This is a genomic window from Hymenobacter jeongseonensis (assembly GCF_015694725.1).
GTDB lineage: Bacteria > Bacteroidota > Bacteroidia > Cytophagales > Hymenobacteraceae > Hymenobacter > Hymenobacter jeongseonensis.
This window is the reverse complement of record NZ_JADQDQ010000003.1, coordinates 400,714-427,282: the sequence shown is the minus strand read 5'-3', so window position 1 is coordinate 427,282 and position 26,569 is coordinate 400,714. Positions and strand designations below refer to the sequence as shown.

Here is a 26,569-nt window from a genome sequence, read left to right as displayed (position 1 = left end):
TTTTAGCTGCCCCACCCTTCGCACGGAAAAATCATTTTCTGCGTTCTTTCGCCTATGAAATACCTAGTGCCTTTTTTTCTGTTGCTGCTGGCGTTGCCTTCGCACAGCCAGAAAGTGCGTCGTTTCACGACGTTTTATGACTCAACCAAAGTAAACAAGCGGGAAGTATACACCGCGCTGGTGGCGGCCGATACCGTGCCCCAAGGCACCTACAAGCGCTTTTACCGCAACGGCAAGCTGGAGCAGCAAACCAGTTTCACGCAGGGCAAGCGCGACTCTGCGTATGTGGAATTCCACCCCACCGGCAACCGCCGACTGGAAACGACTTACCGCGACGGCATTCGCCAGGGCCCGTTCAAAACGTACTATGACAACGGCAAAGTGGCGCAGGAAGGTCTGTTTGAAAACGACGAGCCCAACGGTGAGCTAACGTTTTATCACCCCAGTGGGGAAGTGAAGCTGCGCACCACGCTCACGAAAGGCCAACCCAATGGCGCGCTCAAAGCGCTGTACCCCGACGGCAAGACCCAAGCCGAAATCAGCTACGTGGACGGGCAGCCCAATGGGGCGGTGAAGTTCTTTTACCCCAACGGCGCGGTGCAGAGCGAGGGCGTCTTCACGCGCGGGCTCTTGTCGGGGCCGTACAAAACGTATTACCCCAACGGCCAGATTGAAAATGAAGTATTGGCCGACAAAAACGGCCGCGGGCGCTACCGCAGCTACTACCAGAGCGGCAAACTCCAGACCGAAAGCACCTACGCCCCTGCCCCGCTGGTGCAGCGCCCGGTGAAAAACCCACTCGGCGACGACCTCACCAAGCGCGTGGCCCCGCCCACCGGCACCAACAACCTCGACGGCGCTTCGACCAGCTACTACGAGAGTGGGCAGGTGAAAACCAAGATGACATACCGCGCCGGCGTGCCCACCGGCAACGCCCTGGAATACTTCGAGAACGGCAACCTGCGTGAGGAAATTGACTACAGCAACAACGGGCGCGACCGCAAAATCACGCGCTTCCACAACGCGGCGGGCAGGCTGGCCCAGGCCGAAGTGCAGTACAAGAATAACAAGCCCGCCGGTACCTGGAAGGAGTTTTACCCCGATGGCAAAACCCCGCGCAAGGCCGAAACCTACGGCCCCACCGGCCGCTTGCTGGGCGACCGGATTACGTATTTTGAGAACGGCGACGTGCAGAGTCGCCAGCCTTTCCTGAACGGGTACATGGCTGGCGTGGCGCAGGAATTCTATCCCTCGGGCAAGCTGCACAAGGAAACCACCTACGTACGCAGCGTGCTGCTGGGCCCCTTCCGGGAACTGCGGGAGGACGGCACCGTGGCCGTGAGCGGCCAGTACCGCAACGGCAAGCAAAGCGGCGTGTGGACCTACTTCAAAGAGGACGGCAAAACCGAAGCCCGCTCCGTGACCTACCGGAACGGTGAATTGGTGGACCCAGTGAAAAAAGCGGCCGCCAAGCCCAAGCTCGCCCCCAAACCTGCACCCAAGCGCAAGTAGTCAAGCAACTGCTGGTAGCAGGAGTAGAATCTTTCATCTTCGGAACGGCCACCTTCTTCTGTCATGCTGACGAAGGAAGCATCCTCTCCCCGCGGAACGAGTCGTGAGAATGTTAAAGATGCTTCGCGAGGAGCAGCATGACAATTCATTTTTTAGCAATTTTCCTCTAAGCCCTGGTCTCCAGCCAGGGCTTTTTTTGGCTTTTAGTAAATAAATCAACTAATCAGGCAACCTGAAAACCGTGCGCCGCATCTGAAATACCGAGCGCACAAGGCTTAAAAGCCAGAGCCACAGGAACGTTGAATATTTTTTTATTCGCGTTACAAGCTAATAATCAGTTATTAACAAATCGCAAAGCGTAGCTTATTGAAAATATTTTGAAACAGTACCTTGCGTTACAAAGTACCTGCTTTACTTTTGTTCTGTTCAAAGCCTAGTAGCTGTGCTTAGCGTGTACCAAAGATGGCCCGCTACCCCTGCTGCTTCCCCCTCACTCACCGGAGAACGGGCGGCCGAGCAACTCACCTCTCTAGCGGAACCGCGGCCGCCGGACGACCTGATTAGCTCGCTCGCCCCCTCACATCTCACCTCTGCACCATGAAAATTCTCGTCACTCGCATTACCCTTTCTCGCTTTGGCCGCGCCCTGCGTGGGTTGGCATTTGCTTCCTTCCTTCTACCCTTGGGCGCCATGGCCCAAACCGCCGGACCAGGCAGCGTAAGCGGCAGCCTGGTGGAAGAAAGCAACGGCCACGCCGTCCCTTTTTCCGATGTCATCTTCCTCCGAGCCGCTGACTCCACGTTTGTAGCCGTGGCCCAAACCACCGAGCAGGGCACGTTCAAAACCGCTTCGCTCCCGCTGGGCACCTACCTCATGCGGGTACAGGACCTGAACTACAAGGCCCTACGCCGCCGCTTCACCCTGACGGAAGCCGCTCCCAGCCTCAGCTTCATGGGCCTGAAAATGACGGCCGCCTCGGCCACCAAGCTCAGCGAAGTGGTGGTGACAGGCCAGAAAGCCACCGTGGTGGAGGAACTGGGCAAGCGCGTGATTAACGTGGAAAAAGACCTCGGCAGCGTGGGCGGCACGGCAGCCAACGTGCTGCAAAACGTGCCTTCGGTGAACGTAGACGTGAACGGCACGGTCACCATGCGCGGCTCGTCCAACCTCACCATTCTAATTGACGGCAAACCCGCTGGCACCGGCAACGGCGGCGGCGCGGGCGGCCCACGCCTCGACCAGATTCCGGCCTCGCGCATTGCCCAGGTGGAAGTCATCACCAACCCTTCGGCCAAGTACGACGCCTCGGGTGGCGGCGGGGTTATCAACCTCATTACCAAGAAGGAAACCAAGAACGGCACCAACGGTACGGCGGCGTTCAACCTGGGCACCAAAGACAAATACAGCGGCAACCTGAACCTGACCCGCAAGGTGGGCAAAGCCACGTGGTCGGCGAGCTACAATGGCCGCGACGTAACCTACGGCAGCCGCGGCAACTCGGAACAAACCGCCTTGCTGGGCACCGCGGAGAAACCCCAAACCGTGCGCACCACCCAAACCGGCGTGGGCCGCGAGACTCACCGCAACCACTCGGTGGAAGTAGGTGTACAGCTGGACCTGCCCAAAAATCAAAACCTGAGCTTCAGCGTGTCGCCCGGCACGGAGGAAAACCTGGAGGGCGAAGGCCAGAACCTGACCCAGCAAACCAACAATGGCCCGGTGCAGCGTGTCCGGGGCCGGCAGGACCTGGACGTGAACGTGAAAATCCTTGAGTACGGCAGCGACTATCGCCGTACGTGGTCGGACCACAAAGGCCGCGAGCTGACGGCCAACCTGGGCGGCGTGCGCATCGATGCCACGGTGCCGGTGGTGCAGCGGCAGTTTGCGGAGCCAGGCTCGGCGCAGGTGCCACAGCCCGGCACCCGGCAGCAGCTCGACGTGCTGGCCAACATTCAGTTTGGCAAGATTGACTACACCCACCCCTTCGCCGAAGGCAAAGGCCGCCTCGAAATGGGCGCGAAGTTCGAACGCCAAGCCAATCAAGGCTTCAACAAATTCGGCTACGCCAACAGCGAAACCGCCCCTAATAGCTTCCAGGACGACCCCGCTCGCTCGCTCACCTACACGTTCGAGCAGGTGGTGCCCGCGGCTTACGTAACCGTTCAGCGGCCGCTGGGCAAGAAATGGAGCACGCAGCTCGGCCTGCGCTCGGAGTACACCCGCATCAGCGGCACGGTGGAAGGCGGCGTGGGCATCGCCCAGCGCGGCAGCCTCGACCAAGATTACCTGAACTTCTTCCCCTCGGCTAACCTCAGCCGGGAGTTTGGCAAGGAGCCCGGCCAGAACCGCCTGCAGCTGAGCTACGCCCGCCGCCTCAACCGTCCCAACTTCATGCAGCAGCTGCCGCTGGCCATCTACCAAGACCCGCGCAGCTACCGCCTCGGCAACCCCCGCTTGCAAGCCGAATTCAGCCACAACATTGAGCTGGGCCACCAGATGAGCCTGGGTTCCGCCACCATCACCAGCACGGCCTTCACCCGCATCACCACCAACTCCATCCAGCGCCTGCGCTTCATCGACACCACAGCTACCCGCCTCGCCGGTGCCAATGCCGGCCTTGTCACCGCCGAAACGTTCGACAACAACGGCACCATCACCAACATCGGCGCCGAGTTCAGCCTCAACCAGCCCATCGCCAAGTGGTGGCGCCTGAATGCCAGCACGAGCATCTACCGCGCCCAGATTGCCGCTAACGCTTTCGGCAACAACCGCCAAGCTCTGGTGGGCTCCGTGCGGCTGAACAACAACTTCACCATCCGCCCTACTTTGGAAATGCAGCTGAGCGGAAACATGCGCTCGGCCTCGCTCACGGCCCAGGGCCGGCAGTTGGCCCAAGGGTCGGTGGACCTGGCCCTGCGCCAGCGCCTGTTCTCGGACCGCGCTGCCCTCACGCTCCGCGTTTCCGATGTGTTCAACACGCTGAAGTACCGCAGCGAAATCGAGACCGACGCCCTGCGCAGCTACCGCTACGCCAAAGACGAAACCCGCGTGGGCTGGCTGGGCTTCACCTGGTACATCGGCGCCAGCAAGGCCAAGCCAGGCCGCATCGAGGCCGCGCCTCAGGGCGGTGGCGGGTTCGGCGGCTGAGTTAGTTAAGTTTTCGATTGCCACCCCGCTTTTCTCTCCTTCTTTTCTGCAAACAGCCCCGTCGTCGGTTCGTCCGGCGGCGGGGCTGTTCCTTGGAAAGTGGCGTCCTGTTACAAGCAGCATGCTTCTCATCTCCGCAAAGCGCGGCGTTTTCGTTCTGATGACTGCCTACCTTTGCCCCGTCATGCAAAAACCCAGTATTCCCAAAGGCACCCGCGACTTCGGGCCGGCCCAGGTGGCGCGCCGCCAGCACATTTTCAACGTCATCCGCCGCACGTTCGAGTCGTTTGGCTTTGCCCCCCTTGAAACGCCCACGCTCGAAAACCTCTCGGTGCTCACCGGCAAGTACGGCGACGAAGGCGACCAGCTTCTCTTTAAAGTCCTCAACTCCGGCGATTTTGCCAAAGACGTAACGGTGGCCGACGTCGAAATCGGCAGCAAAGCCCTGCTGCCGAAAGTAGCCGAGAAAGGCCTGCGCTACGACCTCACCGTGCCCTTTGCCCGCTACGTGGCCATGAACCGCGGCACACTCACCTTCCCCTTCAAGCGCTACCAGATGCAGCCCGTGTGGCGCGCCGACCGCCCCCAACGCGGCCGCTACCGCGAGTTTTATCAGTGCGACGCCGACGTGGTGGGCACCGACTCGCTGCTCTGCGAAGCCGAAATTGTGCTGATGACGGCCCAAGTACTGAACGGCTTGGGGCTGCACGACTTTACCATTAAAATCAACCACCGCGGAGTATTGCGCAACATTTACCAGGCACTAGGTGGCGAAGGCCGCGAGTCGGACTTGTTTGTAGCCATTGACAAGCTGGATAAAATTGGCCGCGACGGCGTGACAAAAGAGCTACAGGAACGCGGGTTTTCGGAGCCGACGATTGACACACTTTTTGAGTTGCTAACCGTGGCGGGCAGCGACGAAGAGAAGTTGGAGCGCCTGCTGGCGGGCTTCGTTACGGCCGGCGTGGAACCGGATGGCGCCCGCCCCGGCACCGAGGAAACCACTGAGGGCCCAGCCAACTACCGCGGCCTCACCGAACTGGCCACCGTGCGCGACTTGCTCCAGGCCTCCGGCTTCAAGCAGTTCGACCGGCTAGAATTTGACCCTACCCTGGCGCGGGGCCTCTCCTACTACACGGGCTGCATTTTTGAAGTCAAAATCAACAACGTCCTGATGGGCAGCGTGAGCGGCGGCGGCCGCTACGACAACCTCACCGGCAGCTTTGGCCTGCCGGGTGTGTCGGGCGTGGGCTTCTCGTTTGGCGTCGACCGGCTCTACGACTGCCTCGAGGCACTGGATTTGTTTACCGACACGGCCGAGACGCCGACCCGTTGCCTCATCACGCATTTTGATGTGGCTAGCGGCCGGGCGGCGCTGCCGCTGCTGGCGCAGCTGCGGGCTGCCGGCATCCCCAGCGAGTTGTACCCCGATGTGAGCAAGCTGCAAAAGCAGTTTAAATACGCCGACGCCAAGGGCATTCCGCTGGTCATCATCCTCGGCCCCGAGGAGTTGGCGGCGGGCGTAGCAAAAATCAAAATCATGAAATCCGGCGAGGAAAAGGTGCTGCCGCTGGCCGAAGTAGTGCAGTCACTGACGGCGGAGTAAGCTATTTCGATGCAAAACGCCCCGGCGCGGTTGGCCTTGCCCAACAACGCCGGGGCGTTTCGGCTTTAGCAAGGGAGTGTGTAGCGGCATATATATTGCCCGCGCAATTGTCGGTTTCCCATGTTTGTACACGTTGACCTGGCGGTGGTTTTTCGGCTGTTCTGCATTGTGCAGGGGCTGACGACGGGCGTGTACCTGCTCGTGGCGCGGTCCCGGCGGGCGGGCAACCGTTGGCTTGGCCTGCTGCTGCTGGGACTGACGTTGCAGGTGGCCGACTACTTCTTGAGCCGCTCAGGCGTGTACTACCGGCACCGCTGGCTGTATTTTACGCCATTATTTTTTTCGTGGGGATTCGGGCCGCTGCTGCTGGGCTACGTGCGGGTGGAATACGGGCAGTCGCCCCGCTTGGCGTGGCCACACTTCGTGCCCGTAGGGGTGCAGGCACTATTTTATGGGATTATCTCGCTGCAATCCTTCGACACAAAGACCTAGTTTTGGCTAAACGTTCACAAGCCCGTGACGCGTTACGTGGAGCATTACGGCGCCATTCTGTCGGTGATGTGCTACTTGTTTGTGGCGCTGCGCCTGGTGGGCCGGCACGAGGAGCGCCCGCGCTGGCAATGGGCTGCACTGCTCGGCCTGGGCATTTTTTACGCTGCCGCGGCCCTCGACCCGCTGGTAAATGCGGCGTACCTGCCGCCGGGTGCCCCCAAATTTTACCTGACCACGGTGGCGGTGCCGGTGTTCGCGTATGCCCTGGCGCTGGGCGGATGGCTTAGTCGCCGGGCCAGCCGCTTCCCAGCACAAGCACCGGCAATGGCAGCCACAGGGAGCGGCTGCTTCTGCAAGCGAAGCCGTACCTCGCCCGGGCAGCCATCCGGCCCCCGTCGTCGACCCTGGCTACCTGGCGCGGGTAGTGCAAGCCCTAGAGCAGTAACAGTTGTACCGCGACCCTGACCTCACGCTCGACCGCCTGGCCCACCACGTTGGCTTGTCGCCCAACGTGGTGTCGCAAACCATTAACGCCGGATTGCAGCAATCCTTCCACGACGTGGTGAATGGTTACCGTCTGGCCGAAGTCAAGCAGCGCTTGCTCACTGCCGATGCTCGCCGTCTCACGGTGCTGGCGCTGGCTTTGGAAGCGGGCTTCAATTCGATGACGACTTTCAACCGGGTTTTCAAAGAAAAAACCGGCCTGACGCCCAAAGAGTACCAAAATAAGTACCACCTTACCCGTTGGGACGACTCGGCACCCCACGCCAGCTAGGTTTGCGGCAGCTAATTCGCCCTGCTTATGTCCTGCAACCGCTTTCTCTTTCTGCTACTGTTCAGTGGCTTGTACCCCGGGCTGACTCGGGCACAAGTTGGGCCTGCCGCGCCCGTCCCTCCGACGGTAGCCGCGCGCATCCGACAAGTTGAAAATAGCCTGATGCCGTTCGTGCCGGTGGCCGGCCTACCCGGCTGGAACCTGCAGGAGCGCATGAAATTCCATCGGGTGCCGGGCCTGAGCATTGCCGTAATTCGCAACTACCAAATCGACTGGGTGAAGGCCTACGGCTGGGCCGACACCACGGGGCGGAAGCCCGTTACGCCCACCACGTTGTTCTCGGCCGGTTCGATTTCGAAGCTGGTGGCCGCGGGGGCCGCCCTGCTTCTCGTGCAACAGGGCAAACTGGACCTGGACCAGCCCAATAATACGTATTTAACCTCCTGGAAACTGGCCGAGAACGACTTCACCCGCAAGCGGCCCGTGAGCCTCCGGCTGCTGCTCAGCCACCAGGGCGGCACCAGCCAGTCGTCGTACTGGGGCTTTGTGCCGGGCAAGGGACCGTTGCCGTCGGTGGTCGACATTCTGAGCGGCCAGCCCCAGGCCGAGAGCCGTCCCGTAATTGTAAACCGCGAGCCCGGCACGGGTTTCCAATATTCGGGAGGGGGCTATCTGGTGGCCCAGCTTGCCCTGATGGATGCAACCCGGCGGGACTTTGCCTCCCTCACAAAAGCTGCAAAGTTCAAGCCGTTAAAAATGCGCACGGCCACCTATGCCCAGCCTCTGCCCGCGCCCCTGCAAGGGCAAGCGGCGTGGGCCTATTCCGAAAACAGTTGGTTTCAGGGCATGCCCTACCTGTACCCTCAGCAGGCACCGGCGGGTTTGTACGCCACGCCCACGGACTTGGCACGGTACCTCATCGAGGTGCAGCAGGCTTATCGGGGGCGAGGCAAGGTCTTCACCCAAGCCACGGCCCGCGCCATGCTTGCACCGCAAGCAGCCGTATCGGACGGGACCTACCGCGAGGAAATGGGACTGGGTCCGTTCCTGTTGCAACGCACCGACCGAACCGACGAAAGCAGCCGGTATTTTGAGCACACCGGCGTGAATGCGGGCTTTCTGGCCTACGCCCTGGCCAGCGTGACGGGCGGCAACGGCGTGGTTATCATGATGAACAGCGACGGGGGCGCCGGTGAATTGGGCAAGGAGCTGCGCCGCGCGGTGGCGCAGGTATATCAGTGGCCCGGTTTTCTGCCGGAAACCCTGCAGCCCGTGTCGGTGCCCGTGTCCACGCTCGATGCCTTTGTGGGGCGCTACCAACGCGGCCCCGACGAGGTGGTGACGTTTCAAAGAGAGGCTACGCATTTGGTCGAACGCATTAACGCCGGCAATCCGATTCTGACTTATCCGATGGGCGGCGACACGGTGGCTTTTTCCGACTTTCCCATGCGCGGCCGGTTCGAGCGCAACGCGGCCGGCGCGGTCACGGGTTTTCGGATGCTGGGGGCCGAAAAACCAATGCCCCGCCTACGGCCCGACCAACTTGTGCCCGACGAGCTCCTGCGTCTGGGCCGCATTCCGGAGGCCGTGGCTGGCTACCGCCAGTTCCAGCTCAACGAATACCAGCTCACTTACATGGCCTACGAACTGCTAAACCGTCGCCCTCCAAACCTCGCCGCGGCCGAAGGCTTGCTGAGCCTGGCTTTGGAACGGTTTCCTGAGTCAGCCGTGGTGCACGCGCGGTGGGGCGACTTGCACCTGAGCCGCGGCGACAAATCCCAGGCCATCAACTCCTACCAAACGGCTTTGCGGTTGAACCCGGAAGACAAGAGCTTGCGAGAAAAACTAGTGTCCATCACCAAATAAGCAACGGGAAACTCAGGCTGCTTAGGGTACCAGTGGCGGCGGCGGCAAATACCTCTATTTTTGTAGCCACCCCCACTCACCCCCTCAATGCCCACCCACATTATTTCGCCCACCCAGCCCCTCACCCTGGCTGCGTTGGCCGCCGTGCTGGCCGATGGCCGGCCCGTGTCGCTGAGCGACGACGCCAAAACGCGCATCGCCACCTGCCACGCGTACCTGCACCAGCGCCTGGCCCAGGACAATTCCCCCATTTATGGCATCAACACCGGCTTTGGGTCGCTCTATAATGTGAGCATCGCCCCCGAAGCCCGCGCCCAATTGCAAGTCAACCTGATGATGTCGCACGCCTGCGGCACGGGCGCCGAAGTGCCCGGCAACCTCGTGCGCCTCATGTTGTTGCTCAAGGCCCAAAGCCTGAGCTACGGGCACAGCGGCGTGCAGGTAGCCACGGCCCAGCGCCTGCTAGATATGTACAACAGGGAAATGCTGCCCGTGGTGTATGAGCAAGGCTCTCTGGGTGCCAGCGGCGATTTGGCCCCGCTGGCACACCTATGTCTGCCACTGCTGGGCCTGGGCGAAGTCAACTACCAAGGCTACCGGCTAAGCGCGGCCGATGCCATGAGTCTGTTCAGTTGGGCGCCGCTGGAGCTGCAAGCCAAAGAAGGGCTGGCGCTGCTTAACGGCACCCAGTTTATGCTGGCCTATGCCGTGGACGGCGTGTTGCGGGCCCAACGCCTGGTGGCTGCCGCCGACGTGATTGGGGCCCTTTCCACCGAGGCGTTTGGGGGCTGCGTGGCTCCGTTCAGCGAAAACCTGCACCGCATTCGTCCCCATGCCGGACAGGTGCTAGTTGCCCAGCGGCTGCGCGACCTGCTGGCTGGCTCCGAATTACAAACCCAGCCCCGCATGGCCGTGCAGGACCCCTACTCGTTCCGCTGCCAGCCGCAGGTGCACGGCGCCAGCCGCGACGCCCTGGCCTACGTGGCGCAGGTAGTAGAAACCGAGTGCAACTCCGTAACCGACAACCCCAACATCTTCCCTGACGACGACCAGATTCTGAGCGGCGGCAACTTCCACGGCCAGCCCCTGGCCCTGGCGCTCGACCACCTGGCCGTGGCCGTGGCCGAGCTGGGCAGCATCTCGGAGCGCCGCACCTACCAGCTGATTTCCGGCCAGCGCAGCCTGCCAACGTACCTGGTAGCCGAGCCCGGCCTCAACTCTGGCCTCATGATTCCGCAGTACACCGCCGCTGGCATCGTGAGCCAGAATAAGCAGCTGTGCACGCCTGCTTCGGTCGATAGTATTGTGAGCAGCAACGGCCAGGAAGACCACGTGAGCATGGGCGCCAACGCCGCCACTAAAGCCCGCCGCGTGATTGAAAACGCGGAGCAGATTCTCGGTATTGAGTTGATGACGGCCGTGCAAGCGTTGTCCTTCCGGCGGCCGGGCCGTACGTCTGCGGCATTGGAGCAGTTAGTTGCGGCGTTCCAGCAAGAAGTGAAGTTTGTGGGCCAGGACCGGGTGCTTTACCCCGACCTGCACCGGGCTGCGGCCTTCGTCCGTAAGTTTGACTGGCAATAAGTTGACTCAAGGCCGAGTGACTCGGGGTGGGAAAGCTTGTTTTGGTCGTTGTACAGAGCACCGCGAAGCGTTTCGCTAGGGGCGGTAGTTAGTAGTCAGTTAGAGCACGCAAGATGCTTCGCGGTACTCTGCATGACGTTCTTTAGAATCATCAATCCGTATCGGTACCTGTGTTTTTTGTAGGACCGGCGCTAGACTGCCTTTTCCTGCGTTACGTGAGTTGCTTATGAAGCTGGTTCGGTGCTGTTTTTTGCTTGTTGCCATCTGGCTGGGGGCGGCTTCTGCGGTGCAGGCGCAAGCCTCGTGCGCTTCGGCCAACCAGCCGGCGTGCAGCTTCCTCGCCATTGACGTGGCCACGGGCCAGCCCGTAGATGCCTTTTGCGTGGGGCGGCGGGTACGTTTTCAGCAATGCGCCGGGCGCAACATCCCCACTTCGCTGTTATTTTACGGGGTACTGCCCGGCTCCGGCACCACGTTTCTACCGTCGTGCAGCCCGCCCAATCCTTATAACTACGAATACACCCCCACCAAAGCGCAAGTGGGATTGGTCACGGTTTCGGAACTGGCGAACGCGGTGGCGGGCGGCAGCGGCCAAGCCTCTACCTACTACATCCGCACTTTCCGGGTATACGACCCAACCCCGCCCGCCTTCACGGTGGCGCCCTGCCCCAGCAATTCGGCTCTGATAACGGTGACCGATGCCGCTTACGACAGCTACACCGTGCGCGTGGGAAACGCTCCGGAGCGCGTCATTCTGCGGAACCAGGCCACCGTAGTGGCCGTGCCGGCCGGAGCTACCACCGTCACGGTGACGGGCCGCTATGCCGCCACCGGCGTGTGCGATGGGGCCGCCACCCAGCCCATTGCCCCCCTCCTGCCCCCACAAACGCCGGCCCTCACGCGCCTTACGCTGCAGGCTCCGCTCCCGGGCAGCGCCGCCACGTTGGATGTGGCACAACTGCCGGCGGGCTACACCTACACTCTGCAGCGCGCCGACGCGAGCGTAGCCGGGAGCTACCGCGCCATCGCCAACATTCCGCCCAATAGCACCAGTTTCAGCCTTGCCAACGCAGTGGCGGGCTGCTACCGCCTGCGCCGCACCGACCCGTGTCGTCTCGATTCGTCCTTTTCGCCCCTTGTTTGCACCCTCAGCCTGACGGGTAGCTCCACCCAAAACCGCAACCAACTGCTGCTGAATGACGCAGGCCGGGGCAACCGGTATAGCGTCACCCGCAATGGCCAGCCGCTTGCGGTTTTCACGCCCATTGCGGGCGGCCTGGAAGACCCCAACGTGGAGTGCGGCACCACCTACACGTACCGCGTTACGGCCACCCAGCCGGGCGGGGGCGTGTCCGTATCCAACCCGGTGTCCATCACCACGCAGTCGGCCCTGCCGCCGGCCCAACCCCGGCTGGTGGCTAGCTTTAACCTGCGCAATGTAGTGGAACTGACGCCTTTTTTGGCTAATGGTAATCCCCTGGCCACGGGCAGCACACTGCGCTACCAGCGCAGCACCGCGGGCGGCCCGCCTGCTGCGTTTCGCACCGCCAGCAGTACCGGCATTCAGCGCGATTCTGTGGCCTTGGCCGCGCTTATTACCCAGGCCCCGTGCTACACCGTGCGCCTAGTAGATGTGTGCGGCAACACTTCGCCGGAAAGCTCCCCGAGTTGCCCGGCCCTGCTTACTGCTGCCCCCGCCGACCCCACGGGTGCTACCGCTTCCCTCACCTGGACGCCTTTTACCGGTCCCACGCCCGGCGCGGCCGCCACCTTTACACTGCAACGGCTGGCGTCCGATGGCACGGTACTCAGCGCGGTGCAAGTCAGCGGCAGCAGCTACACCGACCTGACTCCGCCTACGGACCGGCAAATTCTTCGCTACCGCCTCCAGATTGGCGGCGCGGGCCTACCCCCTGGCACGTTAAGCTACTCGAACGTGGCCACAGTTACCCGCCAGGTGTATCTCAACATTGCTACTGCTTTCACTCCCAACGGCGACCGCCTCAACGACGTCCTGGAAGTGAAGGGGCGTTATTTGCAGCGGTTCACCTTTGTAGTTATTGACCGCAACGGGCAGGAAATATTTCGCAGCACCCAACGCGACGAAGCTTGGGACGGCACCATTAAAGGGCGCGCTCCGGTGCTGGGAACTTACGCGTGGCGATTCCAGCAAATTGGAGAGGACGGCGCGGCTTTTAGCGCCACAGGGTCGGTAACCATTTTGAAGTAATGCTGAACACAAAGCCGGGCGTGGGGAATGAAAAGCCATCGAAGAAATGCTACGCAGCTAAAGCGTAATGTCGGCGCCTTTCGTATAGAGCGAAGAAGTGCCTTGGCCAGCTATACGTGGGTATTCTTTGTATTCCCGGCAGCACTTTCCGGCCGTTATCGTGTTTAAAGCGAACGGACAACCAACACCAACAAGCGACAACTATTAAATTATGGCATTCGACCTAACCGGCATGATGGGCAAAGTGAAGGAGCTGCAAGACAAAATGCAGCAGGCCCAGCAGGAAATTCAACACCTCACCGCCACTGGCGAAGCGGGCGGCGGCCTCGTGCGCGCCACAGCCAGTGGCCACCGCAAAATTCTGAAGCTTGAAATTGACGAGAGCCTGCTCACACCCCAGGACCGCGACATGCTGGCCGACCTGGTGGTAGCCGCCGTGAACAAAGCCTTGGACGATGCCGCCGAGCTGGCTCGCCAGGAGCTGCAGCGCAAAACCAGTGGCCTGATGCCCAACGTTCCGGGCCTCGACCTGAGTGGTTTTGGAGCCTAGCGCCGCAAAAGTCGGTGCCTGCGCCGACGTCGCCATCGTTATTCTGAACTGGAACGGCGCGCATTTCCTGCGCCGTTTTCTTCCAGGCGTCATCACCCACGCCGACGGCGCCCGCATCATCGTGGCCGATAATGCGTCTACCGACGAATCGGTGGAGTTGATGGCACGCGATTTTCCGTTGGTGGAGTTGCTGCTGCTCGACCGCAACTTTGGCTTTTGCGAGGGCTACAACCAAGCCCTGGCACAAGTTGATAGCGACTTCTTTGTGCTGCTGAACTCCGATGTGGAAGTAACGTTGGGGTGGCTGCGGCCGCTGCGCGGCCTCCTCGAAGCCAGCCCGCGCGTTGCCGCGGTGCAGCCCAAAATCCTGGCCCACGCCGACCCTACCTATTTTGAATACGCAGGCGCGGGCGGCGGCTACCTCGACCGGCTGGCGTATCCCTTTTGCCGCGGCCGTCTCTTCGATACATTGGAAAAAGACCAGGGCCAATACGATGACTCGCGCCCCGTGGCCTGGGCTACCGGAGCCTGCCTCATGGTTCGTCGTTCAGCGTGGCAAGCGCTGGGTGGGCTGGAACCCGCATTTTTCGCCCACATGGAGGAAATTGACTTGTGCTGGCGCCTGTGGAATGCCGGCCACGAGGTGTGGTACCACGGCGGAAGCGCCGTCCACCACGTGGGCGGTGGCACCCTGCCGCAAAGCAGCCCCCGCAAAACCTACCTTAATTTTCGCAACTGTTTGGCCCTGCTCTACAAAAACGCAGCACCCAGCGAATTAGTCGGTACCATGCTGCAGCGCTTGTTGCTGGATGGGGTAGCCGGCCTGCGATTTCTGGCAGCCGGCCAATTTCGCAATTTCCAAGCCGTCCTCCGGGCCCACTTCAGCTTTTATGGCAAGCTCGGGTACTGGCGCAAGCAGCGCCAAGAGGCCCGCCCGCACCTGCGGGTATCTGAGCGCCCCGGCGTGTACAACGGCAGTTTGGTGTGGGCTTATTTCGCGAGGGGGAAACGCAAATTCAGTGAATTAATAATTGACAGTATTAAATTCTGAAGCAAATACTTCAGAATTTAATACTGGATGCATTTTTTCAAGTCCTGGATAAAGGTCAACATTATAAAAATAGCGACAGTTATCCAGGACTTGAAAATAAAAGTCACATTTGGTAATGCTCACTCAATTGCAAAAGCTGCTCCTTTAGGCCAACTCCTTTCATAACATCTGAATTTTTTGTAAAATATTTATTCAGAATCTTACTATAAACTATACGAGCTTTTAAGTATAAACTATTGTTGTTCAAATAAACAGCTCGAAGTGGGCCGCCACTATAGTGTTGCACGTAGCTTTTTTCGTCTATTTCGGAATTGTTATTCCATAATAGTCGTGGAATAATCTTTATTTCTGGGCTATTTTTCCCATAATGAATCATATGTCCATTCTCATAAAGCGCATAATCATCTTGTGGCACTTTGATTTCACATTTGTCTAAAATGTTTTGGAAAAACGCTAATGATTGTGGCGTGTTTTTGACAATAATTACTCCTGCATTAATTCTTCCAGAATACCCTTGTGCTACATAGATACTTTCTGTGTCAGCAACAATTTGCTCTATGCCAGGGGTGTGAGGTCTAACTAGACAATCTGCATCAATAAAGAAAATAGTATCGTACCCGCTTTTTAATGCTTTAATTATCAAAACAATTTTTAACCAAGAAGACACAGAAGCAGTTAGCTTATAGTGAGAATCAGTTATCAGTCTATACTCATAACCCAACCTATCACAATAATCCTGCTGCGACTTTATACAATTTCTAAATACAAGGTCATAACCACCTAGGGCGATACTTAAAACCAGGGTTCTGTTCTTAGTCATGAAAAATCTTAAAGTCAATATGAGTCAGGACAAAGTTAATGTCATTTCTGCGCAGATAATACATTGGAAATTTATTAAATTTTCAATTTTATTTACTTATAATTTATATCCAAATTATTATAAGTGCTGCGGAAAATTGAACCATTAAGCAACTATTTATTATTTATCCTAGAGCTACTTTAGCTACTGGGTGCCGGGACAAACTAAAATCTGGTCTCTGGTAAGCACACGGTTAGCGAAATTCTTCGAAGTAATTGCTTCGTTGTGGACTGCTAGCTAAAACCTGAAGCTCCGATTCAGAGCATGCCAAGTGTATGCTAATACTCGTGAATAATATGCCAAATTGCGAGACTATATAATCGGTGGGCACAGGTGCAATGCTGCCGTCCGGGGGTTCGGGCGAGGTTCTGAAATTTTCATGTGGGCACCGGAGCCTCTGGCCAGCCCGCTTAATTCACTACAGTAAACGTGTTGGGAGTCGAGTACTTCAACGCTTGAAATCACCGGCTTGAAGCGCCGCTAGGGCTTGCTGCCGGAAGTAGCGCTCCAGCGCCTACCCCCTACAGTCATCCGTCACCTTGCCAGCGGCGGTAATTTTAATTTCTGCAGCTTTATCAGTTACCAAACCCACCGCACTATGGGACTATACAGCTTGTGAATGATGTGAATGGCACGTAAACCACCAAGTAAGGCGCTCTGGTAGGCGCATCAACAGGCCCATAGTTGATTTCTTAGGAAATGTGCCACTATTATCGCAGGAATTTCACCAATTCGCATTCGTTGGAACTATCTCCAAAAGGGAATAATTTTCCACAAGAGCTACAAAATCCAATTTACCTATGGATTACTAATACATAATCAGACCACTAAGCCTTTCTTGCTATTGTGCGATTGAATTAGCCCAAGTCGAATCGCTGTAAAAAATGCGAAGTATCAAAACGCATTTTGCGTAAGCAAATTTACAAATCCCAAACGGTGCTGCGCTGCTGGCGCATGGCCCGGCGCACGTTCATCCAGAAAGCTCCGGCAAAGTAGAGCACTACGGGCGAGCCGAACGTAAAAAAGGAGGCGTACACGAACGAGAGCCGGACGCTGCGGGTGCTGAACCCCCACTTTTGAGCAAGGGCAGAGCACAAACCAAAAGACTGTGTTTCCAGGTAGTCGGTGAAGCGTTTCATGGGCGGTAGCGGCTAGCGAAAAACAGATTCTCTGGGCTAAGATAAGACTTTCCTAAGGGCGAGGCAAAGTCATTGGCGTAATTTCGCCCCCTTGAGCCCGACTAATTTCGGGGCTTTTACGTTTGTAGGGATGGTTTTCGTTTTCCCGCGTTACGCTTTTTGATGACAAATATTTTGCGGCCACTGGCCCAGGGGCTGCTGGCAGCCACTTTGTTTTTATCGGCTTGCACCCTGCCCCGGGTACTCAAGCAGGCCGAAACCGGGCGGACCGTGGTGGCCCGGCCTACCCCACTCACGGCCTCGGGCGAATCAGTCCCGTTTGAGGTAATTGCCCGGGTACCAGCCAGCCACCTGCACAAGGGTGTAGCTTATGAATTGCTGCTGAGCTACCGCTACGAGCACGGCTTGCGCGAAGACACCGTTGGCCGCATTGCCTTTACCACGGGCAACTACGTGTACGATGACGAGACCAAGGGCTTGCTCGTGGCTACCCAAAAATTTAGCCTGCCCAACACCCCCAACCGCAACCCCGGCGAGTTGCTGGCCCAGGCCCAAGTGCGCGAGCTAAAAAAAGATGGCCGCGTGCTCCGCGCCAAGAATGAAGTACGCGTCACGCGCGGCATTGCCGACCCGGCCCGCCTCGTCACCCGCGAAGACACAGTGCTGACACTGCTTCCCGAGCGCGCCAGTAACAACATGAGCGGCACCCGGGTGCTTCCCTTTTATTTCGATGAAGGCCAATGGTTTATTCGCGGCTACTTGGGCACCAACGTGGCCGCGCTAGAAGACCTCATCGACGCTAACCAGCAAACCAAGCAGGTACTCATCATTGCCGGCCACTCACCCGATTCCGTTGATGCCCACAACCGCTTGCTGGCCAGCAAGCGTGTTCGCATGCTCCTCTATTACTACAAGCAGCGCGTTAAAACCTTTTCTTACCTTAACAAGGTACAGGACATTCGCTTTGATACCCTGGCCTATACCCGGCGCTGGGACACTTTCCTGAGCAAAGTCACGACCTCGGCCCTGAAGGCAGACCAGATTGACTCCATCGTGAGCATCATTAACGATGCCAAGGGCACTTTTCAACAGAAGGAAAAAGCTTTGCACCGACTGTCATCGTTCGATTACATCGAGCAGTATATTTATCCCGTGCTGCGTTTCGGCACGGTAGCGGTGACTTACGACGCCCCCAAACGCTACGATTCGGAAGTTTATCTGCTTGCCAAAAAGATAGTTGACAAGCAGGTTGAAGCCGATGCCCTCACGCCCGAAGAATTGCGCTATTCGGCCACCCTGACCCCGCTGCTGGCTGAAAAGCAACGCATTTATGAAACATCAGCTGCTACTACCAATGGTTGGGAAGCCTTTCATAACCTGGGCGTGGTGCTGTTGCAGCGCGGCGAAAAAGAGCCCACCGATAAAATCCGCAAGGCTTACTACCGGCGGGCGGCGGTCAACTTCACCCTGGCTGCCCACCGCAACCCCACGGCGGAGTTTTTCTACCACGCCGCCACGGCCTACCACCGGGCCGGCGACCGCCTCGAAGCCTTGCAGAACTACGATTACGCCATTAAGCTGGGCGGCGAACGGCCCCTCTTGCGTAAGGTTTTCTCGGACCGCGCCGCGTTAGAAATCGAAATTGGGCAAGCCGACGAAGCCTTGCGCAGCTTGGAATACGCGGGGCCTTCCTACCAAAACGCATTGAATCGAGGCCTGATTCTGGTGGGCCGCGAAGGGTACGAATCAGCTTTAGAACAGTACCGTCTGGCCCAAAAGCTGCGTCCCGCTGCTGCCGCCCCGGTTTATGGGATGGCCGTGGTGGCGGCCCGGCAAAAGGATGAAGCCGCTGTGGGCGATTTTTTGAAGCAAGCTGTGGCGCTGGACCGGAGCTACGCCCAGCGCGCCGTCGAAGACCTGGAATTTCAGGATTATGCCCAAGGCAAGGTATTTCGGGAGGCCCTGCGCTAACCGTTGCCCATCCGCCCGGCTCATCGTAGCTTTGCCCAACGGCTCAAAACGGCTGTTTACCTACTAGAATATCATGCGTCAAATTCAATTTCGTGAGGCCTTGCGCGAGGCCCTGTCCGAGGAAATGCGCCGCGACCCGCGGGTTTTCCTAATGGGCGAAGAGGTGGCCGAGTACAACGGTGCCTACAAAGTGAGCCAAGGCATGCTCGACGAATTCGGGCCGGAGCGAGTGATTGACACCCCCATTGCGGAGCTGGGTTTTGCCGGCATCGGCGTGGGTGCAGCGGCCAATGGGCTGATTCCGGTTATCGAATTCATGACCTTCAACTTCTCGCTGGTTGCTATCGACCAAGTAATTAACTCGGCCGCCAAGCTGTATTCGATGTCGGGCGGGCAGTATTCCTGCCCCATCGTATTCCGCGGCCCCACCGGCAATGCCGGCATGCTCAGCAGCCAGCACTCGCAGAACTTCGAAAATTGGTACGCCAACTGCCCCGGTTTGAAAGTGGTGGTGCCCAGCAACCCGTACGAAGCCAAGGGCTTGCTGAAAGCTGCCATCCGCGACCCCGACCCGGTGATTTTCATGGAATCGGAGCTGATGTACGGTGACAAGGGCGAAGTACCAGAGGAAGAGTACATTCTCGAAATCGGCAAGGCCAACGTGGTGCGCCAAGGCAAGCACGTGACCTTGGTGAGCTTCGGCAAAATGATGAAACTGGCCTACACCGCCGCCGACGAACTGGCCAAAGAAGGCATTGAAGCCGAAGTCATTGACCTGCGCTCGGTGCGGCCCATCGATTACGACACGCTGGTAGAATCGGTGAAAAAGACCAACCGCATGGTGGTTATCGAAGAAGCGTGGCCCCTGGCCAGCATTTCCAGCGAGCTGGCCTACATCGTGCAGCGCCGCGCGTTTGATTTCCTCGATGCCCCGGTTATCCGCATCACCTGCGCCGACGTGCCCCTGCCCTACGCTCCCACGCTCATCGAAGCCTCGCTGCCCAACGTGGCCCGTGTGGTGAAAGCGGTGAAAGAAGTGACCTACGCCAAAGCGTAATTCAACCCTTAGTAGAAATAAAAGCCCCTGCCGTTTAAACGGCAGGGGCTTTTATTTGAAAGCATATTCTGAATTATTCCTGCGGGGCTTCGCTGGGCGGGCGTAACTGTCGGGCTGTGGACTCGGATAATTGCCAGCAGCCCCATAGCCACACGCCCCAGAAACCCAGCACTGCTACCCGCCGAAGCGGCCGGCCCAATGCCCGCCAACAAGCTATTGGCTGCCACGTGCCGGCAATGATAGTGATAACCAGCATGTGCAACGGCAGCAGAAACCGGCATTCCATAAGGGTGGGCAAAACGAGCAGGCAAGGCAGTAGCAGCGCCAACAACGCGGCAGGCCGGCTTGGAATAGTTAATACTTGCTCCTTCTCGCTTTTGCGACGGCGCCACACGGCTCGGGCAGCCAGCCAGGCCCCCAATCCCAGAAGACTGTAATTCAACAGCCGCAGTACTACTTGCCCCGGCGGGTGCAGCTGGCGAGGATAAGGCGTTGGGAAACGCAGGTCCAAGCCGTTGAAAAGGTGACGGCAATACCGCCAGCCGGTTGCGACCGGGTGTTGCAATGCGTGTTTCAGGTAATGATTATAACTGGAAAAACGCCCGCTAGACTCCAGTAGTAGTTCCCGCTGGCCAGCGGGGTCCGCATAAATCAAAGAGCGGGGCATTGCTGGGACCATGCTAGATTCGTAGCGTTGGAAGCGCGTGCCCCATGTGAGTTGCTTGAGATACAAAGGCTGGCTGCCGGGAAAGCCCGCCAGCACCAGCGGAGTTTCTTGCTGAAAATGCTGCCGGTTGATAAGCCATTGGGGCAACAACACCAGCGCCATGCCCAAAACCAGGCCCGCCAAACAACGCCACCGCAACACAGGCATCTGGCACGAAACCAATAACAACCACAAACAGCCCGGCAACGCCGCCACGTAAACGGGCCGAATGTTAATTGCCGCCGCCAAAAGCAGTCCGCCAACCAGCCCCCACTTCCACTCCCTGCGCCCCAAAGCCACCAGGGCCAGTAGCAGCAGCGTGAGCGCCGGCATGTCGCTCAACGTGAAATTGAAGTAGTCCCGCCAGAAAATGAACGCCAGCCCGACCAAGATGAGCCAGCGCGCTCCGGCAAGTGGGCGGCCCGCTACCTGCGCCCACAACTGCGGAATGGCCACGCCGAAGAGCAACGCCGCCCAGCTGGCACCCAACACCTGCGCCCCGGTGAGCATGGAGCACCCGGTGATACGACACAGCAGCCGAGCCGGCATGATTAGTAATGGCCCCAGATAGCCCCGCAAAGGGTCGTCAAACCGCAGCAGAGAAAAGCCGCCACCCTGCGTGAACTTCAACGATAACTCCCAGTACTCGGCGGCATCGAATCGAAACTGGCCAACGGTGTAGCCGCTCAGCGGCAGGTAGGCGGCGTAGAGCGCCAGCACCAAAAGAAAGCGCCCACGCATAGTATCTACCATGGTTCGGGCGCGGGAGCTGGCAAGAAATCGTCGATGGTCACGTTGCGGAACGGCAAATCCTGCAAAATTTGCCGAGGTTTCAGGGCCACAACAGCCAGAACGCTGGCGCGCGCCCAATCCCACCAGCGTGACCGCCCCACGGCCGGCAGCACCGCCAGCAGTACGATTGCCGGAATTGCGGCCTGGTACACCGAACGCATGTTCACTGCTGCGGCCAGCGCAATATCGGACGCGAGGCCACTGGCCAAGCAGAGGCCGCGTAGCAAGCCAATCAGCGTGATGCCAATGGCCAAAAGGGCCGGAAAATTGGTCAGGCAAAAGTTGAAGTAGTCGCGCCACAAGGCAAATCCCAGCCCGGCGACCGGCAACCGGCGGCCCAATGGCACGGGGCCCCCGCCTTTCACGGCGTGCCACAAGGCCGGGCCGGCCCAGCCAAACACCGCCGCCGCATTGCAGGCGCCCAAAAGCCGGCACAGGTCCATCACGGTCCAGCCATAGTTAACCTCCAACCGGGTGAGAGGGGCCAACAGAAGCGGGGAAAAGTAGCCGCGGATGGCGTTGAAATAGGAAAGAAGGGCAAAGCTCCCCGTGGAAAAGTACTTTTCGCCAAACATCCAGTAGCCTTTCGCGCCGTAGTACTGCTTGGTGTACTCGGTGGTTGGCAAGAAGAGCAGGTATACCACGAATACGATTAACACGGCAACTATGGTCGGGTGGCGCAGCACCCACTCCCACTGTTTCCTTAACCAATCAAGTTTCCCCATACCTTGCTACCCTTTACGACCCTGAGGCCGTACACTTCCTTTAAATATCCCAAAGCTACACCACTGCTGACTTCGCTTTCACGATGAATCATCGCCTCCATCTCAAACTGGAACAATTGGAACGCGCCACCGAGCGCCTGCTGGCTTCGGCCGAAGCACTGGGGGCGGATAGTGCCAAGGCGCCGGCCCCGGGCCACTGGTCGGCCACGCAAGTGGTGCATCACCTGCTGTTCATCGAAAGCAACATCATCCAGTACATCCAGAAGAAAATGCAGGCCGAGGAGTTGTTGCCCAAAGTCGGGCTATTTACGCGGCTGCGGGCCCGGTTTGTGCGCTTGATGCTGCGCGTGCCCGGGTTCAAGTTTAAGGCGCCACGCGGCGTGGCCACCCTCACGGATACGGGCGACGTGCCCACGCTGCCCGAACTGCGCCAGACCTGGCTGGCTTCACGCCGCCAGTTCGAGCGCTTGCTCAACGAGTTTCCGGGCCGGCAGATAAACCGGGCTATTTTTCCGCATCCTCGCTCGGGCAAGATTACCATCGGGCAGGTGATGGACTTTTTGCTCGACCACTTGCTACACCATCAGCAGCAGATAGGCCGCATTACCAAAGCATTGCAGCCTTCTGCGCCCGTTTTGGCAAAATCCTGAAGCAGTTAGCGCGCCGCTGGCTCGTAGGCGGGCATCGAGTCGAAGGCGGCGGCGAGCTCAGCGGGGGGCACGGTGAGCTTTCGGCGGTCGAGGTCGAGCCAGGCCCCGTCGACGGTGACAGTGGCCGCAACCCGGCCGTCGGCCTTGTAAATGGTGTGGACGATGGACCACCGCGAGCCATCGGCACTGGCCGAAGCCAAGCGGCCATCGACACGAATCTCTTCGCCGATTCCGATTTCTTTCAGGAACTTGGTTTCTTCGCGGAACAGAATTGGCCCAAGGCGCAGTTCGGCGAATTTGGCCACGCCGTAGCCCCACTGGGCCAGCATCACCACCCGGTGGTCGGCGGCATAGTCGGCGTAAGCGGAGTGGCGCATGTGGCCATTGGGGTCCATGTCGGCCCAGCGGGTGCGGTAAGTGACGGTGTCAGTCATTCAGAGGTGAGTAGAGTTGGGGTGGTCAAGCGAAATGCTTGGGCATTGTCCGGTAAGCCGTCTGGCGAGCAGCTGAATTAGCCTAACGGTGTGAGGCGGACCAGGTACTGCTCGTCGTCGTCTTCGCCCAGAAATTCGGCGCTGAAGCCCGCGGTTTCGGCGGCGTCGTTGAGCAAGGCAGCATCCACGAACAGCCAGGGAAAGGAGGGCCCGGTTTTGCCGGCGTAGCTGAGGGAGTAATCTACTTCGCCGTAATACGGGCCGTTGAGGTTCAGCATCAGGGCGCCATCCTCGTCTTCGTAGAGGTAGCGGATGTCCGATGACGTGGCCAGAATCTGGCCGCCCGGCGCCAACAAGGTGCGGGCGTGAGTGAGAAACCGGTCGAGTCCCTCCAAGGTGCCCGTTAGGCCGAGGCCGTTCATGAGCAGCAGAATGGTGTCGTAGGGCAGCTCGTTGGCGGGCAGCGGGTCGAATATATCGTGGCGGGCTACGGTGCGAACGCCGCGCTCGGTCATTACCTGCGCGGCCCCGCCCGATTCGTCCACGGCTTTCACTTCGAAGCCGCGGCTCTGCAATTCCAGGCTGTGGCAGCCGGCGCCTGCTCCCAGGTCGAGCACGCGGCCACGGCACTCGTCGAGGGCCAGGCGTTCCAGCTCGGGCATTAGCAGCAGGGTCCGAAAAAAGTACGCAGCCGGCAGGGGCTCGTCATCGGCCACGTTGCAATGCACGATGAGCGACGCCTCGGCATCGCCGTGGTGGTAGGCCAGCAGGGCCTGGCCCAAAACATCGGGGGCGGTGGTCGTGGTCATGAAGAAATTATTCGCTGGAATGAAGTCCGAAGGGTGAGGAAAGAGAGCCTTCGCCGCTTTGCAACTGTTTCGGACCCGAAAAGTACCCAAAACTTCGCGGTAGCGTCAGCCGTTTGGCATTCAGTTAATGCTTTCCCTCCCGCCATGCTCCCCGAAAAGCTTCGCAAAGGCCAGTTACCCACCAAAATCTGCCTCACCTGCGGCCGCCCCTTCGAGTACCGCAAAAAGTGGCGGGCAAACTGGGCCGATGTGAAATACTGCGGCGAACGCTGCCAGCGCAACCGCCTACCGGCCGCTGCAACCAGCGCAAGCGCCTAGCTCAATAGCAGCGGCCGTATCTTTTCGGGAGCCGAAGACGTTCTGAAGCCGGGCGACCATTTTCTTACCCTCCTCCCAGCCCACCCCGTACCATGGCATCCAACCTCGACTATCTTGACCCGGCCCTTATTCCGCTGGAAGAAAAGGCAAACGCATACTTAGAATCAGAGAAAGCCTTGCAGCGCGCCATTGCCGCCACCAAAAATGCGCCCTTGCACCGCCAGGAGCAAGCGCAGGCAGCCACGGAGTTTGAGCAGCGCCCTCCCACCGGCAGCTACGACCAGGAGGCCGATGAGCTGAACCAAGAAGTGGAAAACCGCCGTGCCGAACTGGCTCGACTGGAACAGGAAATCATTGCCCTGCTCCCCACCCGCAACGAATGGCTCAAAGTAAACCTCGGCTACGGCCCCAGCCGGATTGGGGCGTGGCACGTGCCCGCCGTGGGCAAGGCCCCCGAACGCTACGAGCTGCGCATTGTGCATTAACCATTGGTTTACCCAGGCTACTCAACGTTGTCCGCGTCACTGAGTAGCTTGAAAGCCGCAACGCCCCGACTGGTTAACCAGTCGGGGCGTTGCGGCTTTCAAGCTACTCATTTCCAATCGGGCTTAGTGCCCGGAGTCCCAATCGTACCCCATTTCGGCCCAGTAGTCTTTGGGTCGGGTGTCAGAAAAGGCGATGGTTCCAATCCGCTTCAGGTGCTTGGTGCCGTACTTGAGCGGCGTCACCAAACGGAGCGGGGCGCCATGCCCGGCAGTCAGCGGCATGCCGTTCATTTCGTAGCAGAGCAGGGTTTGGGGGTGCAAAGCACTGGGCATATCCAATCCCACGTAATAGGCATCGTCGGGGGTGCGCATGCCTACGTAAGCCGCACGGGCTTGAGGCGTTCCGGGCCGGGCCGCCAGGGGGTAGCGCGCCAGAAAATCACTGAGGCGGGCACCGCCCCAATGCACCACGGTACTCCAGCCTTCAATGCACTTGAGTTCGGTGGTCATCTCGATTTTGGGCAAGGCCTTGATGTCCTCCAAGGTAAATTCCTGGGTATTTCCGGTCGCAAAATCCTGAACGCGGAGGCGCCAGGCCACAGGGTCCAGCTCAGACTTGAGGCCCACTTTGCCATTTATGCGGGGATTGCGGGCCCGGCTACGGGCAAACTCAGGAGCCAGCCGCGTTTCCTTGTAGTAAGCACTGGATAAACGAGCGTTGAAATCCAAAACTCTTCGGAGCGGCTTGGCAATGCCGGAATCCTGGGGCCGCGAAACCAGCCAGCCCCACCCGCCAATGCCGGCCAGCCCGGCCAGCCCGAGGCCAATGAATGCCCGGCGCGAACGAAGGCGCGCCTCCGCCAGTACCGCGGCTTCGGATTGCAACGGCTCCGGCGTGCGTTCCGCAGCGGTTGGGGTTGAAGATTCGTCAGTCATTTCAGGGGGGTTACTTGGACGAGAGGGACGCATCGGCAGCAGGCAGCGCCGTGGGCCCGGCCTGCACTTGGTGGGAAGCGGGGTCAACCTCCACGATTTCAAACCCGGCCACCATGGCGCGAAAGTTATTCCAGCCCGCCCGCACTACCTGGGCAATGTGCACGATAAAAAACAGCACGTAGCCAATTGTGAGTGCAAAATGAATGATGCGGGCAAACTCGTAGCCGCCCAGCAGGCTGGTGAGCCAGGCCAGCTGCGTGGGCTTGTAAATGGCCAGCCCGCTCAGCACCGACCCTAGGCCCATCAGCACAACGCTGGTGTAGGCTATCTGCTGCGCGCCGTTGAACTTGCGCACTGGCAGGGGTTCTTTCCGCAGGCCCAAATCGTGCAGCATGACCTGAATGGCTTCTTTGAAGGAGTGGCGGTTGGGCAGCAGGTAGCGCCATTCGCCCGAGAAAATGGTGTAGAGCACGTACAGGAGCCCGTTGAGGAAGAAAACCCACATCAGCACAAAGTGCCAGGCCATGCCCTTGGCCAGTTTGTATTCGACGTGAAAGGCTTCGTAGAACGACTTCGGAAAGAATTTGAACAACGTGGTGTCGCCCCAGCCCAGCCGATACACGTCGTTGGCCCAGTAAATCCAGATGCCGCTCCATATCATCAGGCTCAGCACCGGGAAATTCACCCAGTGAAACCAGCGGATGGCTAAGGGGTGTTTTTCAATGAGTTGCTTCATAATTGACAGGATGTGGTTGGCCCGTGCAAGGTAAGGTTACAACCTCCCTCCTGCTTAAAGCCCCTACTGCCGGTGAAGTTTCCTGTTCGGGCAAAAAAAGAGGCAACCCAAAGGGATGCCTCTTTCCATACCAAAACACCCA

General features: G+C 59.1%; 24 protein-coding genes. 16 read left to right on the top strand and 8 right to left on the bottom strand.

All coding sequences use genetic code 11. The features are described from left to right. The first annotated feature begins 54 nt into the window (after positions 1-54). The 11 genes from I2I05_RS08800 (at position 55) to I2I05_RS08750 (ending at position 14,810) form a co-directional block, all read left to right on the top strand. Complete coding sequence (locus I2I05_RS08800) at positions 55-1,512, top strand: toxin-antitoxin system YwqK family antitoxin (RefSeq protein ID WP_196281866.1); 1,458 nt, start codon at positions 55-57, stop codon at positions 1,510-1,512. A 597-nt stretch (positions 1,513-2,109) separates the two neighbouring features. After that, the gene (locus I2I05_RS08795; RefSeq protein WP_196281865.1) at positions 2,110-4,659 is read left to right on the top strand and encodes a TonB-dependent receptor domain-containing protein; all 2,550 of its coding nucleotides are present in this window, start codon (positions 2,110-2,112) and stop codon (positions 4,657-4,659) included. 184 nt (positions 4,660-4,843) lie between these two features. Further along, positions 4,844-6,265 carry a histidine--tRNA ligase gene (gene hisS, locus I2I05_RS08790; protein ID WP_196281864.1) on the top strand — a complete coding sequence of 474 codons (1,422 nt, stop codon included), beginning with the start codon at positions 4,844-4,846 and terminating at the stop codon, positions 6,263-6,265. A gap of 120 nt (positions 6,266-6,385) precedes the next feature. Continuing rightward, entirely contained in the window at positions 6,386-6,757 is a 372-nt protein-coding gene (locus tag I2I05_RS08785) for a hypothetical protein (protein ID WP_196281863.1), read from the top strand. 24 nt (positions 6,758-6,781) lie between these two features. Continuing rightward, the gene (locus I2I05_RS08780) at positions 6,782-7,222 is read left to right on the top strand and encodes a hypothetical protein (RefSeq protein ID WP_196281862.1); all 441 of its coding nucleotides are present in this window, start codon (positions 6,782-6,784) and stop codon (positions 7,220-7,222) included. Further along, the gene (locus tag I2I05_RS08775) at positions 7,206-7,532 is read left to right on the top strand and encodes a helix-turn-helix domain-containing protein (protein WP_196281861.1); all 327 of its coding nucleotides are present in this window, start codon (positions 7,206-7,208) and stop codon (positions 7,530-7,532) included. Before I2I05_RS08780 ends, I2I05_RS08775 begins: the two co-directional genes overlap by 17 nt. A gap of 27 nt (positions 7,533-7,559) precedes the next feature. After that, positions 7,560-9,398, top strand: coding sequence for a serine hydrolase domain-containing protein (locus I2I05_RS08770; protein WP_196281860.1), 1,839 nt, complete (start codon positions 7,560-7,562; stop codon positions 9,396-9,398). An 87-nt stretch (positions 9,399-9,485) separates the two neighbouring features. Then, positions 9,486-10,979 (top strand): histidine ammonia-lyase, encoded by a 1,494-nt coding sequence (hutH, locus tag I2I05_RS08765; RefSeq protein ID WP_196281859.1) that lies wholly within the window; start codon positions 9,486-9,488, stop codon positions 10,977-10,979. 250 nt (positions 10,980-11,229) lie between these two features. Beyond that, entirely contained in the window at positions 11,230-13,209 is a 1,980-nt protein-coding gene (locus I2I05_RS08760) for a T9SS type B sorting domain-containing protein (RefSeq protein ID WP_196281858.1), read from the top strand. Between the two features lie 211 nt (positions 13,210-13,420). Next, positions 13,421-13,759 carry a YbaB/EbfC family nucleoid-associated protein gene (locus I2I05_RS08755; protein ID WP_196281857.1) on the top strand — a complete coding sequence of 113 codons (339 nt, stop codon included), beginning with the start codon at positions 13,421-13,423 and terminating at the stop codon, positions 13,757-13,759. Continuing rightward, positions 13,749-14,810 (top strand): glycosyltransferase family 2 protein, encoded by a 1,062-nt coding sequence (locus tag I2I05_RS08750; RefSeq protein WP_230688227.1) that lies wholly within the window; start codon positions 13,749-13,751, stop codon positions 14,808-14,810. Before I2I05_RS08755 ends, I2I05_RS08750 begins: the two co-directional genes overlap by 11 nt. 103 nt (positions 14,811-14,913) lie before the next feature. On the opposite strand, the gene I2I05_RS08745 is transcribed toward I2I05_RS08750, so the two are convergent. Continuing rightward, positions 14,914-15,630, bottom strand: coding sequence for a DUF273 domain-containing protein (locus tag I2I05_RS08745; protein ID WP_196281856.1), 717 nt, complete (start codon positions 15,628-15,630; stop codon positions 14,914-14,916). A 959-nt stretch (positions 15,631-16,589) separates the two neighbouring features. Next, entirely contained in the window at positions 16,590-16,808 is a 219-nt protein-coding gene (locus tag I2I05_RS08740) for a PspC domain-containing protein (protein WP_092668307.1), read from the bottom strand. Positions 16,809-16,970: 162 nt separating this feature from the next. Between I2I05_RS08740 and I2I05_RS08735 the strand changes: the two genes are divergently transcribed. Together I2I05_RS08735 and I2I05_RS08730 are read left to right on the top strand one after the other, a co-directional pair. Continuing rightward, the gene (locus I2I05_RS08735; protein ID WP_196281855.1) at positions 16,971-18,779 is read left to right on the top strand and encodes a tetratricopeptide repeat protein; all 1,809 of its coding nucleotides are present in this window, start codon (positions 16,971-16,973) and stop codon (positions 18,777-18,779) included. A gap of 73 nt (positions 18,780-18,852) precedes the next feature. Beyond that, positions 18,853-19,836 carry a pyruvate dehydrogenase complex E1 component subunit beta gene (locus I2I05_RS08730; RefSeq protein WP_196281854.1) on the top strand — a complete coding sequence of 328 codons (984 nt, stop codon included), beginning with the start codon at positions 18,853-18,855 and terminating at the stop codon, positions 19,834-19,836. A gap of 73 nt (positions 19,837-19,909) precedes the next feature. Here I2I05_RS08730 and I2I05_RS08725 read toward each other — a convergent pair whose 3' ends face one another. Together I2I05_RS08725 and I2I05_RS08720 are read right to left on the bottom strand one after the other, a co-directional pair. Continuing rightward, entirely contained in the window at positions 19,910-21,295 is a 1,386-nt protein-coding gene (locus tag I2I05_RS08725; RefSeq protein ID WP_196281853.1) for a hypothetical protein, read from the bottom strand. Further along, positions 21,289-21,993, bottom strand: a complete 705-nt coding sequence (locus tag I2I05_RS08720; RefSeq protein ID WP_196281852.1) for a Tim17/Tim22/Tim23/Pmp24 domain-containing protein — start codon at positions 21,991-21,993, stop codon at positions 21,289-21,291. Before I2I05_RS08720 ends, I2I05_RS08725 begins: the two co-directional genes overlap by 7 nt. 149 nt (positions 21,994-22,142) lie before the next feature. Here I2I05_RS08720 and I2I05_RS08715 point away from each other — a divergent pair, with 149 nt between their 5' ends. Further along, positions 22,143-22,709 (top strand): DinB family protein, encoded by a 567-nt coding sequence (locus I2I05_RS08715; RefSeq protein ID WP_196281851.1) that lies wholly within the window; start codon positions 22,143-22,145, stop codon positions 22,707-22,709. A gap of 5 nt (positions 22,710-22,714) precedes the next feature. Here the strand turns inward: I2I05_RS08715 and I2I05_RS08710 are convergent, their stop codons facing one another. Both I2I05_RS08710 and I2I05_RS08705 read right to left on the bottom strand, forming a co-directional pair. After that, complete coding sequence (locus I2I05_RS08710; RefSeq protein WP_196281850.1) at positions 22,715-23,143, bottom strand: thioesterase family protein; 429 nt, start codon at positions 23,141-23,143, stop codon at positions 22,715-22,717. Between the two features lie 77 nt (positions 23,144-23,220). Next, positions 23,221-23,952 carry a class I SAM-dependent methyltransferase gene (locus tag I2I05_RS08705; RefSeq protein WP_196281849.1) on the bottom strand — a complete coding sequence of 244 codons (732 nt, stop codon included), beginning with the start codon at positions 23,950-23,952 and terminating at the stop codon, positions 23,221-23,223. Positions 23,953-24,096: 144 nt separating this feature from the next. On the opposite strand from I2I05_RS08705, the gene I2I05_RS08700 reads away from it, so the two are divergent. Both I2I05_RS08700 and I2I05_RS08695 read left to right on the top strand, forming a co-directional pair. Further along, complete coding sequence (locus I2I05_RS08700) at positions 24,097-24,270, top strand: DUF2256 domain-containing protein (protein ID WP_196281848.1); 174 nt, start codon at positions 24,097-24,099, stop codon at positions 24,268-24,270. Between the two features lie 92 nt (positions 24,271-24,362). Then, positions 24,363-24,755 carry a hypothetical protein gene (locus I2I05_RS08695; RefSeq protein ID WP_196281847.1) on the top strand — a complete coding sequence of 131 codons (393 nt, stop codon included), beginning with the start codon at positions 24,363-24,365 and terminating at the stop codon, positions 24,753-24,755. Between the two features lie 123 nt (positions 24,756-24,878). Here I2I05_RS08695 and I2I05_RS08690 read toward each other — a convergent pair whose 3' ends face one another. Next, a complete protein-coding gene (locus I2I05_RS08690) occupies positions 24,879-25,691 on the bottom strand; it encodes a molybdopterin-dependent oxidoreductase (protein ID WP_196281846.1) in 813 nt (270 codons plus the stop codon). Between the two features lie 10 nt (positions 25,692-25,701). Beyond that, on the bottom strand, positions 25,702-26,427 hold the full coding sequence (locus I2I05_RS08685) for a cytochrome b/b6 domain-containing protein (RefSeq protein WP_196281845.1): 726 nt from the start codon (positions 26,425-26,427) through the stop codon (positions 25,702-25,704). Positions 26,428-26,569 lie beyond the last annotated feature (142 nt).